Origin of the sequence: Marinobacter antarcticus (assembly GCF_011049865.1) — a bacterium.
Taxonomy (GTDB): Bacteria; Pseudomonadota; Gammaproteobacteria; order Pseudomonadales; family Oleiphilaceae; genus Marinobacter; species Marinobacter antarcticus_A.
In genome coordinates this window covers 25,269-44,307 of record NZ_DRGY01000019.1, presented here as the reverse complement: position 1 = coordinate 44,307, position 19,039 = coordinate 25,269, and the positions used below count along the sequence as shown (strand labels likewise).

The 19,039-nt window shown below is 54.7% G+C and carries 20 protein-coding genes; 9 read left to right on the top strand and 11 right to left on the bottom strand.

Annotation, left to right across the window (positions count from 1 at the left end; translation table 11 throughout):
• The 5 genes from ENI00_RS02325 to ENI00_RS02305 form a co-directional block, all read left to right on the top strand.
• The coding region (locus ENI00_RS02325) for a 2-oxoadipate dioxygenase/decarboxylase family protein (protein ID WP_304098267.1) at positions 1–360 on the top strand (360 nt) is incomplete at its 5' end.
• A 199-nt stretch (positions 361–559) separates the two neighbouring features.
• The gene (locus ENI00_RS02320; protein WP_304098264.1) at positions 560–1,225 is read left to right on the top strand and encodes a hypothetical protein; all 666 of its coding nucleotides are present in this window, start codon (positions 560–562) and stop codon (positions 1,223–1,225) included.
• Between the two features lie 128 nt (positions 1,226–1,353).
• Positions 1,354–1,851: a hypothetical protein gene (locus tag ENI00_RS02315; protein ID WP_304098261.1), complete on the top strand. Its 498-nt coding sequence runs from the start codon at positions 1,354–1,356 to the stop codon at positions 1,849–1,851.
• 7 nt (positions 1,852–1,858) lie between these two features.
• The gene (locus ENI00_RS02310) at positions 1,859–2,644 is read left to right on the top strand and encodes a ZIP family metal transporter (RefSeq protein ID WP_304098258.1); all 786 of its coding nucleotides are present in this window, start codon (positions 1,859–1,861) and stop codon (positions 2,642–2,644) included.
• Between the two features lie 52 nt (positions 2,645–2,696).
• Positions 2,697–4,415, top strand: a complete 1,719-nt coding sequence (locus ENI00_RS02305; RefSeq protein WP_304098254.1) for a GMC family oxidoreductase — start codon at positions 2,697–2,699, stop codon at positions 4,413–4,415.
• On the opposite strand, the gene ENI00_RS02300 is transcribed toward ENI00_RS02305, so the two are convergent.
• From ENI00_RS02300 to ENI00_RS02275, 6 genes are all read right to left on the bottom strand, one after another.
• Positions 4,412–5,092 carry an NAD(P)H-binding protein gene (locus ENI00_RS02300; RefSeq protein WP_304098252.1) on the bottom strand — a complete coding sequence of 227 codons (681 nt, stop codon included), beginning with the start codon at positions 5,090–5,092 and terminating at the stop codon, positions 4,412–4,414. The two genes, ENI00_RS02305 and ENI00_RS02300, sit on opposite strands and share 4 nt — an antisense overlap.
• 86 nt (positions 5,093–5,178) lie before the next feature.
• Positions 5,179–5,880 (bottom strand): monofunctional biosynthetic peptidoglycan transglycosylase, encoded by a 702-nt coding sequence (gene mtgA / locus ENI00_RS02295; RefSeq protein ID WP_304098249.1) that lies wholly within the window; start codon positions 5,878–5,880, stop codon positions 5,179–5,181.
• Between the two features lie 7 nt (positions 5,881–5,887).
• Positions 5,888–6,820, bottom strand: a complete 933-nt coding sequence (locus ENI00_RS02290) for a diacylglycerol/lipid kinase family protein (protein ID WP_304098246.1) — start codon at positions 6,818–6,820, stop codon at positions 5,888–5,890.
• Positions 6,821–6,941: 121 nt separating this feature from the next.
• The gene (locus ENI00_RS02285; RefSeq protein WP_304098243.1) at positions 6,942–7,832 is read right to left on the bottom strand and encodes a DMT family transporter; all 891 of its coding nucleotides are present in this window, start codon (positions 7,830–7,832) and stop codon (positions 6,942–6,944) included.
• A gap of 120 nt (positions 7,833–7,952) precedes the next feature.
• Complete coding sequence (locus tag ENI00_RS02280) at positions 7,953–8,192, bottom strand: TIGR02647 family protein (RefSeq protein ID WP_304098239.1); 240 nt, start codon at positions 8,190–8,192, stop codon at positions 7,953–7,955.
• A 28-nt stretch (positions 8,193–8,220) separates the two neighbouring features.
• Complete coding sequence (locus ENI00_RS02275; RefSeq protein ID WP_304098236.1) at positions 8,221–8,697, bottom strand: hypothetical protein; 477 nt, start codon at positions 8,695–8,697, stop codon at positions 8,221–8,223.
• Between the two features lie 247 nt (positions 8,698–8,944).
• Between ENI00_RS02275 and ENI00_RS02270 the strand changes: the two genes are divergently transcribed.
• The gene (locus tag ENI00_RS02270; protein ID WP_304098234.1) at positions 8,945–9,121 is read left to right on the top strand and encodes a DUF1328 domain-containing protein; all 177 of its coding nucleotides are present in this window, start codon (positions 8,945–8,947) and stop codon (positions 9,119–9,121) included.
• Positions 9,122–9,309: 188 nt separating this feature from the next.
• Positions 9,310–10,008 (top strand): lytic transglycosylase domain-containing protein, encoded by a 699-nt coding sequence (locus ENI00_RS02265; RefSeq protein ID WP_304098231.1) that lies wholly within the window; start codon positions 9,310–9,312, stop codon positions 10,006–10,008.
• A gap of 58 nt (positions 10,009–10,066) precedes the next feature.
• Here the strand turns inward: ENI00_RS02265 and putA are convergent, their stop codons facing one another.
• Positions 10,067–13,696, bottom strand: coding sequence for a bifunctional proline dehydrogenase/L-glutamate gamma-semialdehyde dehydrogenase PutA (gene putA / locus ENI00_RS02260; RefSeq protein ID WP_304098227.1), 3,630 nt, complete (start codon positions 13,694–13,696; stop codon positions 10,067–10,069).
• Positions 13,697–14,031: 335 nt separating this feature from the next.
• Here putA and ENI00_RS02255 point away from each other — a divergent pair, with 335 nt between their 5' ends.
• Positions 14,032–14,484 carry a winged helix-turn-helix transcriptional regulator gene (locus ENI00_RS02255; protein ID WP_304098224.1) on the top strand — a complete coding sequence of 151 codons (453 nt, stop codon included), beginning with the start codon at positions 14,032–14,034 and terminating at the stop codon, positions 14,482–14,484.
• Between the two features lie 5 nt (positions 14,485–14,489).
• Here the strand turns inward: ENI00_RS02255 and ENI00_RS02250 are convergent, their stop codons facing one another.
• From ENI00_RS02250 to yeiP, 3 genes are all read right to left on the bottom strand, one after another.
• Positions 14,490–15,263 (bottom strand): hypothetical protein, encoded by a 774-nt coding sequence (locus tag ENI00_RS02250; protein WP_304098221.1) that lies wholly within the window; start codon positions 15,261–15,263, stop codon positions 14,490–14,492.
• A 157-nt stretch (positions 15,264–15,420) separates the two neighbouring features.
• Entirely contained in the window at positions 15,421–16,599 is a 1,179-nt protein-coding gene (locus ENI00_RS02245; RefSeq protein WP_304098219.1) for a YbfB/YjiJ family MFS transporter, read from the bottom strand.
• Between the two features lie 19 nt (positions 16,600–16,618).
• A complete protein-coding gene (yeiP, locus tag ENI00_RS02240; protein ID WP_304098217.1) occupies positions 16,619–17,185 on the bottom strand; it encodes an elongation factor P-like protein YeiP in 567 nt (188 codons plus the stop codon).
• Between the two features lie 282 nt (positions 17,186–17,467).
• On the opposite strand from yeiP, the gene ENI00_RS02235 reads away from it, so the two are divergent.
• A complete protein-coding gene (locus ENI00_RS02235) occupies positions 17,468–18,325 on the top strand; it encodes a PA4780 family RIO1-like protein kinase (RefSeq protein ID WP_304098271.1) in 858 nt (285 codons plus the stop codon).
• 30 nt (positions 18,326–18,355) lie between these two features.
• Here ENI00_RS02235 and ENI00_RS02230 read toward each other — a convergent pair whose 3' ends face one another.
• On the bottom strand, positions 18,356–19,030 hold the full coding sequence (locus ENI00_RS02230; RefSeq protein WP_304098214.1) for a spermidine synthase: 675 nt from the start codon (positions 19,028–19,030) through the stop codon (positions 18,356–18,358).
• Between the last annotated feature and the right edge of the window lie 9 nt (positions 19,031–19,039).

Below are 19,039 nucleotides of genomic sequence, written 5' to 3'. Positions count from 1 at the left end.
GCGGCCTGGGGCTACCGGGCGAATCATTTCACGGTGAGCGTTAACAACCTGCAGCAGTTTGAGACGTTGGCCGATATAAACCAGCTCCTCAAGGATAACGGCTTTGCGGTGAACGCGTCCGGCGGTGAGGTAAAAGGTTCTCCCGAAGACCTTCTTGAGCAATCGTCCACTATGGCTGACCGGGTTCCGGTTACGTTCAGCGATCGGGAAATGACCATTCCCAGCTGCTTTTACGAGTTTGCTCTGCGCTACAAACAGCCCGACGGGCAGCTGTATAGCGGTTTTGTAGCCGCCTCCGCAGACAAGATTTTTGAGAGCACCAATGCCAGCACTAACGCCAGCACTAGCGCCGGCGATTAAAGCGTGCATCGGCGGGCTGAGGCGCAACTTACTTGCCGTTACAAAAATCTCACTCTTTTACAACGGTGCATGTTGCATTCATTGTCTACTTTTTAGACATCTGTGCACTCCAGATGAAACCGGTCAGATCCCACCGGAAACCGCACAAAAACAAAAATAGGGCGGTGAAGCCAGAGTGCCTGGCCGCCGAGGAGAAAACATGTCTGCATCCGCCAATCACCTTGATGAACGCACCCGGGATTCGGGCGAACTGCTCGATGACATCATGCCCTCTGCCATCACGCTTGCCATGATGCTACGCCACAAAAAAATGGCTGCGTGGCTGCGCTCCGAATTCGATGGCTATCAGGATCGTGAGTCAACTCCGCCCTACCGCCTGGATTTGCCGGGGCATATTGTCGCAAAATCGCCGCAGTATGGGTGGATTCCGGCCCCGGTAAGTGACAAGCAGAAACTTGAATTTGGCCACATTGATCTTACCGACGGGACCCGATTGCTGGAGAAAATCTGCGTGAACAGCAAAAAAGGCGACGGCAACCGGTTATTGCTCGACGTCGATGATATGGCGGTTCTTCAGAAACAGATCAACCTGAGCGCAGAGTTGGCCATCAACCTAAGCCGCGATGTTTATTCCCGCCTGCTAAAAACCGTAAGAGGCGCCGTGTATCTCTGGACACACGCGTTGATAGAAAACGGGCTGGAAGGAGAGCACAACCATTACACCCCCCAGCAGCGCGCACTGGTTGCAGAACTGGACGACCCTGAGCGTTTCTGGCGTAACGCCGTGGATGAGATAGACAGCTTGCCAATTCCGGACGTGCGTTCAGCGGGCTTTTTCGAGCGCATGTTCGGGCGAGCAGGCTGAGAGGCTTCCTTTTACCGACCCCAACGGGTACCCACACGTACCGAATATGATCTAAACTGACTCCTTGTTCCCGAACAATGACGTTTTTGTTCGATGCACCTTTTGGTTCAACGCAACAGGGAGTAACAATGAAGCCTGTCGTCACGCTTTTGCTGGCCAGCCTCCTCGTGCTGGCCGGATGTCAGTCGTCGCCAGAGAAATCCCCGGCTAACGAACCAGACAACGCAAGCCAACCTGAAAGCTCTGGAAGCCAAGCCCCCAACACGGTCCTGCTCAGCGCGCATCATTGTCTGAGTGAATATCTGCGTGAACAGGGCCGAGTTCATTATGGTCCCTGCCTCAAAATCATAAGCGTGAACGACACCACTCCGCAGGTCCGGGACGATGGCTTTATAACATTACCCGTCGCCACCGCTGTTATCCTCGGTACCAGTTGTGTGTATCGCCATGCTGACGGCTCGCCGATTCCTGCAACTATGGAAACAACGGATTTTCTTGTAACCCCGCAAACGTTTACCGAGCCGGGAAAACGCTGGTACCTGCATGCACAGACGCAGGCGAGCCAGGTTATCGGCTGCGAACCCACGCTATCACGCTCGAAAAAACCGACCTATAGAACGGATTAGCCGCGCCATGACTAACGATATCAGCATCGTCTGGCTTGGTGCTCTGGCAAGCTTGTTGGCTGGCCTGGCAACCGGCATTGGTGCCCTGGCGGTGTTTTTCATCAAGTCGTTGTCTGACCGGTTGCAGGACAGCATGCTGGCAGGCGCTGCGGGCGTGATGCTCGCGGCTTCCTTCTTTTCGTTACTGCTTCCCGGCCTCGAACATGGGGAGGCACTGCTGGGGTCAGCATGGGCGGCAACACTGCTGGTAATATGCGGCATACTGTCCGGCGCAGGGGCGCTATATTACATCCACCAGAAACTGCCCCATGAGCACTTCAATCTGGGGCCAGAAGGCCCTGACGCCTCGCACATACGTCGTATCTGGCTCTTCATTATTGCCATTACGCTGCATAATTTCCCGGAAGGCATGGCGGTGGGCGTCGGTTTTGCCGGCGGCGATGTGCAGAACGGCTACGTACTGGCCATAGGGATTGGCATTCAAAACATTCCCGAAGGCCTGGCCGTTGCGCTCTCACTGATGGCTATTCAGTACTCTCGAACCCGCGCATTTACCATTGCGTTACTGACCGGCCTGGCCGAACCTATCGGTGGTGTATTCGGCGCCACACTGGTATCGCTGGCGGAGCCGATTATGCCCTGGACTCTGGGCTTTGCGGCTGGCGCGATGCTGTTCATCATCACTAATGAGATTATTCCCGAAACCCACCGAAACAAATATAAAACGCTGGCGACCTTCTCACTATTGATCGGTTTTGTGGTAATGATGTTTCTGGACGCCACGTTGGGCTGATAGGCCTGAACGCTGTTTATTTCACTCGTCATATCAGTCTGGAGAGGCCACTTTGCCCGACAACAATAAAACACCGGCGCTGTTTGAATACGATTACATCATCGCAGGCGCAGGCACGGCCGGCTGCTTGCTTGCCAATCGCCTGAGTGCCAATCCGAAAAACAGGGTGCTGCTGATCGAAGCCGGGGGGCGGGACAACTACCACTGGATTCATATTCCGGTGGGGTATCTCTACTGCATCGACAACCCGCGTACCGACTGGTGCTTCCGCACAGAACCGGCCCCGGGGCTCAACAACCGGTCGCTGATATACCCCCGAGGCAAAACCCTGGGTGGCTGCTCCAGCATTAACGGCATGCTGTACATTCGCGGTCAGGCACGGGATTACAATCGATGGGCAGACATCACCGGCGATGACGCCTGGAGCTGGGCCAATTGCCTGCCAGATTTCATGCGTCACGAAAACCACTATAGCCTTGATGCCGCCGCTGCTTCAGATACCACTGCACCAGATGTCGCTGGCCAGAGCATTGCTGACCAGAGCATCGCGGGAGAGCATTTTCACGGCCATGGCGGTGAATGGCGGGTAGAACGCCAGCGTCTTAAATGGCAGGTGCTGGAAGACTTTGCAGCGGCTGCAGTTCAGGCGGGCGTTCCCCGCACAACTGACTTCAACCGCGGTGACAATGAAGGCGTAGATTATTTTGAAGTGAACCAGCGCGCTGGCTGGCGCTGGAATACCTCCAAGGCCTTTTTGCGAAGCGCTTCAAAACGGCCCAACTTGACGGTATGGCATTCCACTCAGGTGTTGAGCCTGGAAATGAATACCCAAGGAGACTTGCCAAGGTGCACCGGAGTGCGCGTTGCGGGAAAGAACTCAGGTGAGGAAACGCTCGCGATCGCCAGTCGGGAAGTGATTCTGTCGGCCGGTTCGATCGGCTCGCCGCAACTGCTGCAGTTATCCGGCATCGGGCCATCTGATCTGTTGCAGGGATTGAGCATTCCGGTGGTCGCAGACTTGCCGGGGGTGGGCGAAAATCTTCAGGATCATCTGCAGATCCGATCGGTTTACAAAGTAAGGAACGCCCTCACCCTCAACACCATGGCCAACTCGCTGTGGGGTAAAGCTCGCATTGGTCTCGAATATCTGCTCAACCGCTCTGGCCCCATGAGCATGGCGCCGTCACAACTGTGCGCATTTACTCGCAGTTCGGATGAATACGACTACGCCAATATTCAGTACCACATTCAGCCCTTGAGCCTCGATGCGTTTGGCCAGCCCTTGCACAGCTTCCCGGCGATTACTGCCAGCGTCTGCAACCTGAACCCCGGCAGCCGCGGCACCGTGCGGATCAAGAGTCGCAACCCACTGGAGGCGCCGGCCATTGCACCCAACTATTTGAGCACCCCGGAGGATCTGAAAGTTGCGGCCGACTCGCTGCGTGTAACACGCCGCATCGCCGGCCAACCCGCCTTTGCAAAGTACCAGCCTGAAGAATACAAACCTGGGCTGCAGTATCAGACCGACGAAGAATTAAGCCGCCTCGCTGGCGACATAGGCACCACTATTTTTCACCCGGTGGGCACCGCCCGAATGGGGCGCCAGGAGGATGCATTGGCCGTAGTGGATTCTCACCTAAGGGTAAGAGGCGTGCAGGGTTTGCGCGTGGTGGACGCGAGTGTCATGCCGGTGATCACCAGCGGCAACACCAATTCACCCACCTTGATGATTGCCGAGAAAGCCGCACGATGGATTCTGGCCGGTGATTAACCTGTTTGAGCGGACAGCTCAACGATCTCCCGATACTCACGAATTTGAACCACCTGTTCGGCGGCAGCTTCGGATGCGAGGCTGCACACCTCATTGACCATGGCACTGGCAATGGTGGCCGCTTCAACACCACGGTATTTTTCCAGCGGGCCAACAAGAACCCGATTGATCAGTGGCATGGCTTTAACGCCCAACGCTTCGCCAAGCCGATGCTCACGCCGGTCACCAAGCAACAAGCTGGGGTGGTAAATCGACAGATAAGAGTAGCCGAGCGCTCTTACGGCATCCTCCAACTCGCCTTTAACTCGATTGTAAAAGATGGTTGAAGAGGACGATGAGCCTATGGCGGACATCAGAATAAACGCGCCGGCCCCGGCCGCCTGGCCAAGCTCAGCGGCTTTCAAGGCGTAACCGAAATCCACTTTACGGAACTGTTCCTGGGAGCCAGCCTTTTTGATCGTTGTACCCAGGCAGCAAATGATGACATCCACCTGGAAAAGCCCGGCATTATCGTCCATACAATCAAAGTCAATTTCCTGCTGGTGCAGCTTGCGATGATCAAGCGACAACGGGCGCCGCACTGGCAGATTAATCGATTCAACTTCATCACGCCTCAGCAACTCGCTCAGAACAAGCCCGCCGGTTAATCCGGTCGCACCCAGTAATAGCACTCTCATAACGTTCTCTTTTCCAAGTACAGGCGCTCATCGTACCAAAGACTCAACCTGACCGGGGCCGGTCTTTTCCCGGGAGTGTTCTATGGCTACTTCAACAACGCCTTCAAGTACTGCAGCCCGGATAACTGGCGCATCTGGCCGCGAATCCAGAACGCCCGATCCAGTACATAGGGTGATGGAGACGCGGCACTCAATACTTTCGGGTTAGGCAAAACCGCCGCAAGCCGCGCTGCCTGCTCGGCCGAAAGCTGGCTGGCGGGCTTATCAAAGTAAACCTGGCTCGCCGCCTCTACACCGTATATCCCGGGACCGAACTCGGCGATATTAAGATACACCTCCAGAATTCGCCGTTTTGGCCAAAGCCCGTCAACGGCCAGCGCAAGTCCCGCTTCCAGTGCTTTGCGAACAAAGCTGCGCCCGTTCCACAGGAACAGGTTTTTCGCCGTTTGTTGGGTAATCGTGCTCGCCCCTCTTAGCCCTTCACCTGAACGGTATTCCGAAAGCGCTTTGCGAATCGCCGCAAAATCGACACCCCAATGGTCCGGAAATCGTTGATCTTCGCTGGCAACAACCGCGAGCGGCATCCAGGGGGAAATCTCCGAAAGACTGACCCAGTGCTGTCGCACCTCTTGGTCGGGGTTTGAAATGCTGTAACCGAGAATAAACGCGGAAGTGGGAGGATTTACATAGCGGAACAGAAGCAGCAAGGACGCAAACAACAGCAACAGCGTAATGACAATCCAGGCAATCCAACGGAAGATTTGTTTCACGACCGATTTTCGAGCCATAAATGCGTTACCTTAGCTCCGGTGGCTTGTTCTCGGGCTGTCTGTTTCCGGGCTCTGTATTTCCACGTTCTCCCGTGTTCACCACGGACAAACCGATAACCCGGAGACAGTGCTTTCGACACACAACGTGCAGTGGCGTCTTGCCCGCCTCGTCACCGTCTACGGTAATGGTCTTTGGCTTGGATGTCAGAATGTCGCAACGCTCGCACTTAAGATGCACAACGGTGCTGGTGCGTTTGGGCGACTTGCCGCTGAACTGCACCATAAAAAACGTCAGCAGTAGTTGCATCAAGGGGCGTGGTTTAACGGCAATAACGTCGAGCAAACCGTCGTTTGCGGTCGCTTCCGGAATTTCATTTCCACCGCCGAAGAACGCCCCGCTGGACACCGCAATTGATAACCAGCGCCCCCGGACAAACGATTTATCGCATTTGATTTCAGCGTGAAAACCCCGTTTGGCGCTCACTTTGCGCAATAGCTCGACGCCGTAGCTGAAACGGCCAAACAGCTTTTTAGCAGAGCCTTGCGCTTCTCTGGCGGGCAGTGTACCCAAGCCAACGTGGGCAACGTTCAGGAATAATCCATCTCCGAACTCGGCCACGTCGACCCTTTGCGTAACCCCTCGCTGAACCAACTCGCACAGAGCGGCAGGATCTTCCGGCAAGGCCAGATTGCGGGCAAAATCGTTCGCGGTGCCCGACGGTAAAACCGCCAGCGTTGCATTGCGTTCAAGGCATAAACGGGCGCCGGCGTTTACCGAGCCGTCGCCACCTGCAACCATCACCACGTCATCAGGCTGCACGTGCGACTTCCAGCCCTGCTCACCGAAATCACAACACTTCGGGCTAGTAATCCCGGCATCTTCCAGTTTCTCAAGCCAGAACTTCCGGCCTCTTTGGCCATCGCCTGCCCCTGGATTCGCCACTAGCCAATGAGTCATATAATTTTATCTCTCTATCTGAGACAGCCATTTTCCGGAAACAAGTGCGTTAAAGATACCTTAAACGTATCCCCGGTGACGTTACGATCGCGACACCGGGATTTCCCGTTGTCAGCGTTTCCTAACGGCTCTGCCTCTGGGAAACCACCAGTGCAACACCGGTAATAGAGATGATTCCCCCGGTAATGGCCAGTACACCCATACGCTCGTCAAACAGCCAGAAGGCTTCCAGCGCCGTTACCGGGGGCACGAGGTAAAACAGGCTGGCAACTTGGGACGCGGCACCTTCGCGAATCAGCCACATCAGCAGCAGTATCGCACCTATGGAGACGCCCAGAATCAACCACGCCATAGAAAGTTGTAACTGTAACGACCACTGAACCTCGCCCGTTTCCAGCATCAGGGCACCAGCCGCGAAAAACAAAGACGCAGCGCCGTATTGAATGATGGTGCCCGCAACCAGATCGGCACCCGTGCCATGGCGTTTCTGGTAAACCGTACCCAGGGAAATACCGGCCAAAGCAAGCAGGGCCCAGACCAGTGTCCATAACGGAAAACCCGCGCCCGGGTTGCCGGCACCGCCGAACTTTTCCAGCAGAACCAGTGTTACACCCAGCAGGCCAAGCCCTAACCCCAGCCATTGCCGCCATGAAACCGTCTCTTTCAATACGAGAACGGCAACGCCCGCTGTAACCAACGGCTGCAAACCGACCACCAACGACACAATCCCCGACGGCATCTCGCCCTGAATCGCATAGTAGACACCGCCAAGGTAACACCCGTGAACCAGTAACCCCGTTACCGCAAGGTGTCTGGCTGCACGCCAGCCCGGCCAGCGGGTTTTGAGCAAGCAGGCCAGCCCAAGAAGCAGCGCCAGAGTGATGAGCATGCGGATCAATAGCAGGGTAAACGGCTCTGCATAGGGCAAGCCGTATTTAGCACCGATAAAACCGGTGCTCCATAGCCAGACAAACAGTGCGGGAACAAAAAACGAGTAGAAAAACGATTTCATAAAAAACGGCCGGAGTCAGTTATCTGAAACGTCAGTCAGTTTAGAGACTAACTTCTATGCGTAACAGATACAGACACCTGACCAGGTAACCATTACAGATGCGCCTTGGCCAGGAAGGCGTTATTTTGCCGTCAGGATTGAGTGTAGTTTCTGAGCCAACTCTACGCCTTCACTACCCAGTGGCGTGAGGTATCCTCCATCATTCTGGGTAATAAGCCCCTTGGAGAAAAGGCGTTCAGCTGCCTGAACGGTTTCAGGTGCTGCATCGTTCCGGTGCACCTTGATACCGGCCTGCCCTGAGGAAGATTCAAACTGGGACAACAGATTGAGCTCGGCAATATGATCAGAAGAAAATGGCATTGTGTTTCCTTGTCAGCTTTGTTGATGATCAGATGCTTTGGGATTTCTTTTCCTGTTCAAGGGTCAAATCACGCTCAGTTTCATTCCACTGTTCGGAAAGTGCTTTATACGCATCGGAGAACCCCTTTTTCGCTTGCTCCCACGCAGACGCAGAGCTGGCCTTGAGTTCATCATACCAATCTTGCACTCGTTCACGCTGCTCGTGCAACGACGCCAGGCTTTCCTGAGCGCGTTTTCGCGCGGTCTCGCTCATGTCGTCCCAGTTCTCTGAGAGCTCTTTTTGCAACTCTGAAATACGAGCGTCAAGCGTTGAAAGTACCCGATTAATAGAGTCTTCCGCCTGATTCTTCTGGTCCGCGCCGTAATCCTGTAATGCCTCGTCCAGCTCTTGGGTTTCTTGCTTGAGCTGATCTACCGATAAATCGGTTGAGTCTGCCTGCACGGGCACCGTCAACATAAAAGAAGCGGTCGCAAAAAATGCGTAAACAATGTATTTCAAAGCCATAAATTACTCCAGAGCGACATTGCTCAAGAATACCAGCCGAGCAGTGATAACAATATACCAACCAACGGCTTATCTTATAAAAGCTTAATTAACTGACAATAAAGCCATTTAGTCGATCAAAAACAAAACGTTAAAATGTGACAAATGAACTCGAACCCACGAACCCTGGCCTTTCACCTGTGCAATATTTGTGAATACCCGTCGCCTGTGCCATTTTTAGAGGGAGGCCAAACAAGGAGGAAAAGCTATGCTTTATTGGGCAGTCATTTGTCTTATCATCGCCGTTATTGCCGGTGTCTTGGGTTTTGGCGGCATTGCGGGCACAGCCGCCGGCATCGCCAAAGTGCTGTTCTTTATCTTTCTCATTTTGCTGGTGATCTCATTGGTCGCCAATGCTATGCGAGGGCGGGGACCAAAGCTCTAACGCCCTGAGTTAGTGATCAGTGACTCGGCCCGGGAGGCGGATTAGCGCCCGGGCCGTTCTCTGTCGGTAACATTTTTCCGACACGTCGTAATGTCATTTTTACCCGGTAACGCCGTATACTCGAATTTGTGCCTGTTTCTGATGAAAACGGCAGCACAACTGTTGAATGCGCTTTCCGTGAGTAGCCAATGACACGCCTCCGACACATCGCCCTACCCTTGATGACTGCTCTGATCTGGTTTCCCGCGACGGCTACAGCCGACAGTATCAAACGAATTGTGCACCCCGGTGGCCGCGTTGAATTTACCAACGTAAAGAGCAACAATCCCGGCCGGGCCTCCAGCAAGAGCCAGACCGTATTCCGGTATCGGGACGATAAGGGCAGCGTTGCGTACAGTGGCGTTCAGCCCTTGGTCGCGGATTTCGACGTCATCAGTTTCCATTGTTACGCCTGCGATCCAAACTCCCGCGTTAATTGGCGCACCACACCTTTGTTCCTGAGCCGCTATCAGACGGAAATCAAAACAACAGCGGACGAGTACGGCGTAGATCCGGCGCTGATACGCGCGGTTATCCATGCCGAATCGGCGTTTAATGAAAAGGCGCTGTCACCCGTGGGGGCACAGGGGCTCATGCAGTTGATGCCGGGAACGGCTTTGGAAGTTGGCGTGCAGAACGCCATGGTGGCGGCGGAGAACATCCGCGGCGGCGTCACTTATCTTGCTAAACTGCTGGAACGCTTCAAAGGTGATACAAAACTCGCAACTGCGGCCTATAACGCCGGCCCTGGGGCCGTAAGCCGTTACGGTGGCGTTCCCCCTTATGCAGAAACCAAAGCTTACGTTGAGAGAGTTGGCATACTGCGCAAGCGGTATGCCAACAACTGATTAGGCTTCCGACAGCCCTACCTTGGGTAGGTTCAGGCTGCCGGTCACTGCACTCCCCTTACTCAGACGCAGCAATCAGACTGGCATTGCCACCTGCCGCCGTGGTGTCTACGCAAAGGTGGCGCTCAATGACGAAACGCTGATCAAGCATGTGCTCGGTAATCAGCGGTAACAGTGCGCCGTCTCGTTTGGCCAGTGCCTGCCGGTACTTCCGCAGAAGCGGTTTTTCGGCACAGCTTACAATGGCCTCGAATCCTTTGGCGGACGCCAGCGCATCCGGCTCAAGATTCCCCTCAATGCCCACAATCGGCAACCCGGCTTGCGCAGCGCGGCTTACGGCGTCGTTCACGCCCGGTGCAATCACCACAACCTTGTTACCTTGTGACAGCGCCATGGCGGCCTGTTCCAGAGCGGTTTCCTTATCCGGCCCAAGACACACCACCACGCCACGGGCGTGATTGGTCAGGCGGTTAAGCTCACCCGTTGGTCCCGGCAGCTCTTCTTCGTGAGCGTCCAGAGGCTCTGGCACCGTTCCGAAGACCGGTTTCATCATCTCGACTCTGGCACTCGGGGCCGGCACTTTAAGCTTGCTCAGATCGCCAATCAGACCCTCGATTTTTTTGACGTCGACAACGTTGCCGCCCGTTTCTGCTGAACGCTCAACGGTTGCGCCTTTCAGGAAGCGCCGAACGTACTGCGGGCCGCCCGCCTTGGGGCCAGTGCCGGAAAGGCCTTCGCCGCCAAACGGCTGAGAACCCACAATCGCACCGATCTGGTTGCGGTTAACGTAGGTGTTCCCTACCTTGATCCGCCTGGAAATACGTTCAACCCGGTTATCAACCCGGCTGTGAATACCAAAGGTGAGGCCATAGCCCCTGGCGTTCACCTCATCCACAACCTTGTCGATGTCTTTGGCTGCAAACGTCGCTACGTGCAGCACCGGACCGAAGATTTCTTCTTCCATATCTGCGATCCCGTTAACCCGCAGGACAGCGGGCGAGACAAACAGTCCCTTTTCTGGCACCGGAATCTTTTTGAGCAAACGGCCATCGCGCTCAAACTTGGCGCAGTGATCCACAATCTTCTTCCGGGATGCCTCATCGATAACCGGGCCGACATCTGTGGAGAGGGCCCAGGGATCACCAATACCAAGCTCTTCCATAGCCCCGTAGAGCATTTCCAGAAGGTGATCGGCAATATCCTTTTGCACATACAGCATGCGCAACGCAGAACACCGCTGGCCAGCACTCTGGAAGGACGATGCGAGAACGTCACGAACCACCTGTTCAGGCAGCGCAGTCGAATCAACAATCATGGCGTTCAGGCCACCGGTTTCAGCCACCAGCGGCGCATCAGGGGCCAGGTTTTCTGCCATCACCTTGTTTATGCGTTGAGCGGTGGCAGTAGAGCCTGTGAAGCACACAGCAGCCACACGGGGATCAGAGGTAAGCGCGGTCCCCACAACAGCGCCCGAGCCCGGCAGAAGTTGAATGGCATCTTTCGGGATGCCGGCTTCGTGCATCAGCTCAACAGCGCGAACGGCAAGCAGCGACGTTTGCTCCGCCGGCTTCGCAACAACAACGTTACCGACCGCCAGGTTTGCAAGAATCTGACCGGCAAAGATTGCCAGAGGAAAGTTCCAGGGCGAAATACAACACACGATGCCTCTGGCCTCGCCGTCGTCCTTGTAACGCAAGCCTTCATTGGCGTAGAACTGGGAGAAATCCACTGCCTCACGAATCTCGGCAATGGCATCCAGCAACGACTTGCCGGCTTCCCGGGTTGTCAGTGCGAACAGCTCATGAGCGTTCTCTTCCAGCAAATCGCCTACTTTGCGTACGCAGGCAGCACGATCCTCTGCAGGCATCGCTGACCAGGTTGTGAAGCCTTGCTGAGCGGCGGTAATCGCGGCGTCCACATCGGCTTCAGACGCCTGGGTCATGTGCCCGACCAGATCATCCGGGTTCGCCGGATTTTTAACCTCAACCACTTCCGTGCCGTCGATCTCGGCAGCAATAACCGGGCCGCCGGTCCACTGGTGCTTAAGAAATGCTCCGCGCCCTTCATCAATACGAGCAACGGTCACCGGATCGGTAATGTCCCAGCCTTTGGAGTTGCGACGATTGGCACCGAACAAATCCGCAGGGCGCACAATGACCTTGCTGGAAAGGTTTTGGCCCAACTCCTGAACGACATCAATGGGATCTTTCGCAATCTCTTCCGGCGTGATGCTGGTATCCACAATCTGGTTTACGAAGGAGCTGTTAGCGCCGTTCTCGAGCAGGCGACGCACGAGATACGCCAACAGATCGCTGTGCTTGCCCACAGGCGCATAAATCCTGCACGGCACGCCGCTATCACTGAGAACCTGGTCGTGCAGCGATTCACCCATGCCATGAAGGCGCTGGAATTCGTAATTCTTCAAGCCTGCTGTTTTGGCCATTTCCAGAACTGCTGACACGGAGTGCGCGTTATGGGTGGCGAACTGCGGGTAAATACGATCACTCATATTGACCAGTTTTTTGGCGCAAGAGAGAAAAGCAACGTCACTGTTCGCCTTGCGGGTATACACGGGAAAGTCAGGCAGAGCCATCACTTGGGCGCGCTTGATCTCGGCATCCCAATAGGCACCTTTCACCAAGCGAACCATGATGCGGCGATCAAGTTTTACAGAGAGGGCATAGAGCCAATCAAGCGTGTGTGAAGCACGCTTGCCAAAGGCCTGCACGACCACGCCAAAACCGTCCCAGCCAGCCAGCGACGGATCAGACATGATGCCTTCAATAACGTCCAGGGAAAGGTCGAGGCGATCCTGTTCCTCGGCGTCAATATTGAAGCCCATGTTGGCGGCGGCGGCTTTCTTGACCAGTTTGAGCGCGCGAGGCAACAATTCAGCCATCACTCGCTCTTTGTTGCCGTACTCGTAACGGGCCAGCAACGCAGATAATTTGACGGAAATACCCGGATTTTTACGCACATCGTCTTTGCAGTTTTTGGCAATGCTATCGATAGCGTCCGAGTAGGATTCGTAATAGCGCTGGGCATCGGCGTCTGTGCGCGCGGCCTCGCCAAGCATGTCGTAGGAGTAAGTGTAGCCCTTGGCCATATAGGACTTGGCTTCACTCTGTGCTTCTTCAATGTTGCGGCCTAATACAAACTGACGACCCATTTCCTTCATGGCCTGACCGGCAAAGATGCGAACCACAGGCTCACCTACGCGCTTGACCAGCTTTCGCAGCGTTTCGCCTACGGTCTGACGCTCGGAATCCTTGAGCAGGTTGCTGGTTAACAACAGCGCAACCGTCGCAGAGTTGATAAGCGACGAGGACGCCTTGCCAACGTGGCCACTCCAGTTGCCAGATGTAATCTTGTCTTCGATCAGTGCATGGACCGTGGTGTTGTCCGGCACGCGCAATAGCGCCTCCGCCAAACACATGAGGGCCACGCCTTCTTTGGTGGTAAGGCCGTATTCGGCAAGAAACTTTTCCATGATCGTGGATTTTGCGTTTTTTCTGACGTTGCGCACCAGGTCGGCAGCGCGGGCAGAAATCGCTTCACGTTCTTGCGGGGACAACTGAGCATCAGCAATCATCTCGTGAATCACTTTGTACTCATTTTCGAGGTAATAATCGCGGACAGCCTGTCGGCGTTCGTTGAGCTCGGGAGTCACTGATTGCTGCGATGTCATAGCTGTACTCTCTTAGTTGTTTGTCTTTACCGCATTCTACCTACAACGACAAAGACTGTTTCACTGTAAAAACCAAAAACACACCCCGTTTCGGCTTTATTAGGCGATGAGATTGCATTAATTCCATTTAATGGAATATTATTTCAGGCAAAACGACCTCAGCCGTCAAGTCAATAGTATCCAAAGCCCTTGTGGCATCTGGCATTTCTTACTTACAGCATAGCGCTCTTATCGATGACTTGCCCAAAAGTGACAATTTCATGCTTTACACTGCGTCTACGACGGGAACGGCGGGAAAGATCAGATGGGTACAGAGACAGCAGGGACATAACAGTATGAATGAACTCGACCGAATCGATCACTCCATTATTCGAGAACTGCAAAAGAATGCACGGATTACCATCACGGAGCTTGCGTCCCGGGTCGGGCTGTCCAAGACCCCGTGCCAGGTGCGTATGCGACGACTTGAGGAACAAGGTTTTGTCACCGGATACACTGTGCTGGTCAATCAGACCAAACTGGGACAAAGTCACATCGCCTTCGCACAGGTTACTCTGAGCGATACCAGTAGCGAGGCGCTGAAAGCCTTCAACAACGCCGTCAAGCAGATCTCCGCCATTGAGCAATGCCACATGATTGCGGCCAATTTTGATTACCTGATGAAAGTGCGAACACACAACATGGCGGAGTACAGGCAGGTATTGGGTGAGCAGATTTCTGCCCTGCCCCATGTGCTGCAAACGAGTACCTTTGTGGTAATGGAGAGCGTAAAGGATACAGGATTCTGACCAGCCTATTTATTGACTCTGGCCAGTCGAAGAGAAGACATGTGTAGCCCCAACTCGCTTCGATACATCGCGTTGCCGATACCCAGCACAATGTTTTCTATCGTAAAGTTGGATGACACAGCGCTGGCGCCGCCGCTGGAGCGGGACTCCAGAACGAGCACCAACCGAAGCAGGTCAAGAAGGCGGATAACGAGATCCAGCGTACCAAAATCTTTCGGTGCGTCATCAACACGGGATATAACGTAAGTTTTGGCGGCTTCTACCACACACGTTTCATGACCGGTTAGATGCTCAAGACCCAAGCATTTGATGGATTCTACGCGTTGTTCCCGTTCACGCCGGATGGCTTCCATGCAAACCTGACCGGAGTTTTCCGGCGTATCGCTCCCGCGAAGAATACCTGCGAGCCGAAAATCTACCTTGCCCTCGCTGCGTATTTTATCGTAATCGTGTTTCAGGCTCGCTTTCGCGTGAGGGAGGTACCGACGGATCGCGGTCTCGCGAAAACGCTCCAGATCTTCAAACGTTGCTAACGCCACAAGCGAACTCATAACGCGCACACAATGAAGAAGGTGCTGCCACCTAACCTCGTCAATGGAGCGCGGGTTATCCGGTAACACGCGATTGGCAGACACAAACTCGAAATAAAGCGTCGTCACTTCCTGCTCTGAAAAATCAGATGTGCGAATAATCCGCCGCAGCCCCAGCTTTTCAATGTCCTGCAAAAGACTGGGAATCAGCATCAGGACGTAATGTTGCGCGCCTTCCGATATCGACATGCTTGTTTACTGCTCCGCTTTAGACCTGCCCTTACCATAGCACCAAGATCTTTCGATCAGCGAACAGACTTTGCAAACGCACGCGCCGCCTGATGGCCCAGGATCCTGCTTTGGTCGTTGAGCACTTGGGTGGTAGTTGGGATGGTAGTTGGATTGCTCACCGGGCTGTCTCCATTTCTTGGCTCTTGGCCCTGCGCGCCAGATGAAGCACCCACACTCCCAGAGCCATAATCAGCAACGTAAGCCAGAGACCATTGGTGTAGTTACCCTCCACATCGGCCAGATAACCTACAACCGCGGGCGCCAGCATTTGGGCAATGCCATAGCTGAAGGTAAGCCGGCTCATAGGCCGGGAGGGATTTTCCGGGAACACTCGCCCGACCATTGCCAGCATCATGCTGACAATGCCAATAAAGCTGACTCCGTAAATAACGGCACTGAGCATAACGCTGGTCATACTGGTGTCGAGGATCAGTATCAGGATACTGACGGCATTCAGCGTATACGCCAAATAAAGCGCAACCCACTGCCCCCAGCGGCGCGTGAAAACGTCCCAGAGCCAACAGGCGGGAGTTGCTGACAGGCCGGCAACCAGCCAGATAAGCCAGCCATGGCCGCTAAGCTCAGGAATGGATTCGGCAATAGCCACCAAAAACGTTGCCGTGACCACATACCCGACACCGGCGCAAAAATAGGCAAGCTGAAGAATAACAATAAACCGACTTCGTTCATCACGATCAGCCGTGGTGCCAGTTCCTGGCAAAGTACAGGCGCGGTAGTCTGGCATCCAGCGCCAGACGGGAATCAGCAGGGCAAGCCCCACCAAACCGTATATTACCCACTGCTGATCCCAACTGAAGGACTCCTTGATCAACTGGGCCAAAATCGCGGTCAGAACAATTCCGAGCCCAATACCCGAAAAAAACACGCCTAGTTCGGATTTCTCCTTGTTCTTGATCAGCCAACTCATCAGCAAGCCAGCGCCAAGTAACATGCCTGCGGACGTGCTCAGCCCGGAGACAAAGCGCAGCACAAACCACAGCCATATGTTGGTGGTGTACCCCATGAGAACCGTCGAAACAACAGCGACAACAAGCCCCAGCTGATAAAGCTTCACCTTGAGGTCGAGATCACTGATTCGCGTGATCAGAAGCGCACCGGTAAGGTAGCCCGCATAGTTTACAGTCGCCAGTATGCCAACCACAGATTGACTCAAACCGAGCGCCTCCATCATCTCGGGGATCATCGGCGTGTACGAGAACCGGGCAATCCCGACCGTGACCACAACCGTGATCACGCTGGCCACCAGCACTCTTATGGTTTCTATTGATTTCACGGGGCTTCCTTACGGCAGATCAGGCGCGGCTCAGAAACTTGCGCTCTTCCACGTTGATCTTGATGCGATCGCCGGTAGAAATATGCTCAGGAACCTGAATCACCAGCCCGGTTGTCAGTTTTGCGGGTTTGGTACGCGCCGTAGCTGATCCACCCTTTACTGAAGGGTCTGTCTCCTCGATGTCCAGCTCCACCGTTGGCGGTAGCGTCAGGGCAACCGGTGCGTCACTCACCAGAATCACGATCACGCCCTGGGTGTCCTCACTGATAAACAACAGCTCATCCGCAATAGCGTCGCGGCTCAGGCTGTACTGCGTAAAGTCTTCGGTATCCATGAAGACGTATTCTTCGCCGTCGGAATAAGAGAAGGTGACCGGGCGACGAACGAGATCGGCAAGATTCAGCATATCGGAATCTTTAAACGTCTCATCAATCTTGTTGCCCGACACCACATCGTACATGCGCATGCGGTAAAGGCTGCCACCGGCGCGCCCCTGAGGCACGGAACGCTCAATATCCCTGACGAAGTACACCTGGCCTTCGTATTCAACCGCTGAATTCTTTTTGATTTCACTTGCTCTAGGCATTTTTTATAGCTCCAAAACAATACCGTAAACGCATCCATACCGGGCAAAAGCCGGGGCTTGTACTCTCGGCAATTTTACCCGCAGACTTACCCTGCCGATACAGGGAGAGTGCACACTATAGGCCATTCGGCAAAAAGCGTCCCGGCGCTATAACCTGATTCGCATAAGAAATAGCAATTTGATGTAAGCTAGGCAGTATTGTGACCATCATTTGCCCGCATCTGGTTTCAGGCCGGAGCAATACGCATGGTCGGCACGTTTACGGCTAACTTGAAAGGTTTTATGAAAGTACCCAAAAGATTGCAGCCACTGGTCGACGACGGCATGGTGGATGAAGTGCTTTACCAGCTTATGAGCGGTAAAGAGGCACAGGTTTACGTGGTGCGCTGCGGCGAGCAGGTACTCTGTGCCAAAGTATTCAAAGAAGCGCAAAAGCGGAGCTTCAAGCAGGCAGTTGAATATCAGGAGGGCCGAAAGGTACGCAATAGCCGCCGGGCACGGGCCATGAGCAAAAAGACACGCTATGGCCAGAAAGAACAGGAAGACGCCTGGCTCAATGCCGAGGTAGATGCTCTGTATCGTCTGGCTGAAGCCGGCGTGCGTGTGCCGAAACCCATGGGATTTGTGGACGGTGTTTTGCTGATGGAAATGATTGCCGATGCCGAAGGCAAGGCAGCTCCGCGGCTGGATGACGTCACTCTCACGGAGACGCAGGCCCGGGATTATCATGCGCGGGTTATCGCCGAGATTGTCAGGATGCTGAGCGCAGGACTGATCCACGGCGACCTGTCAGAATTCAACGTGCTGGTAGAAACCAGCGGGCCGGTGATTATCGACCTGCCCCAGGCCGTAAACGCGTCCAGCAACAATAACGCCGAGCGCATGCTGGAGCGGGATGTGGATAATATGCGCCGTTATTTTGCCAAGTACGCGCCCGACATCCTGGTTACAGACTACGGCAAGGAAATCTGGGCCTTATACGAAAGCGGTGATCTTCGCCCCGACAGCAAACTGACCGGGTGCTTTGAGCACGACACCCACAGCGCTGATGTGGACGAACTCATGGCCGTCATTGATGCGGCTAAAGAGGAAGAAAGAGATCGACAGGAGCGGATGCTGGACGACGACGACGAGGATTAGTGCCGGCGCCCGCCACATGACTGAGCCATACTACCAGGCAAGCCAGATAACGTGTTTTGCGCCTTTGCCGGGGCGGTGGGCGCGCACCGTTATGGCCTCTGCCGACAACCCGGCGCGCTTCAGACGTTCTGTAAACGTCGGATCCTGGCCCGCTGACCAGTAGGCCAGAATACCTTCAGGGCGCAGTGCTTCTTGCGCAGCCTCAATACCGGCCGGCGTGTACAGCCAATCATTTTCTTTGCGGGTCAGCCCTTCAGGGCCGTTGTCGATATCCAGCAAGATGGCGTCGTAACAGGCCGGCGAGCTCTTGATCAGTTGAACCACATCACCAATGTGCACGCGGGCGCGGGGATCTTTTAGTGGATAACCCGCTGCAGCGCCCAATGGCCCCAGATTCCAATGCTCCACTTCCGGCACCAGCTCGGCAACGGTCACTTCTGCGGTATCACCCAGAGACTGCAAGGCCGCCGCAAGGGTGAACCCCATACCCAACCCGCCAATAAGAACTTTCGGCGCCGGATGATCCGCAATGCGTTCACAGGCCAGCGTCGCCAGGGCGTCTTCAGAACCGTGCAAGCGGGTGTTCATCAACTCCCCGCTGGTGCCGGCAATCCGTATAGAAAACTCCTCACCCCGCTGAAGAAGGCGCAGTTCGGTGCCTTTTCCGGGGATGATAGCCGTGCCAAGCAACTCAAAGCGAGCCATAAAAACCTC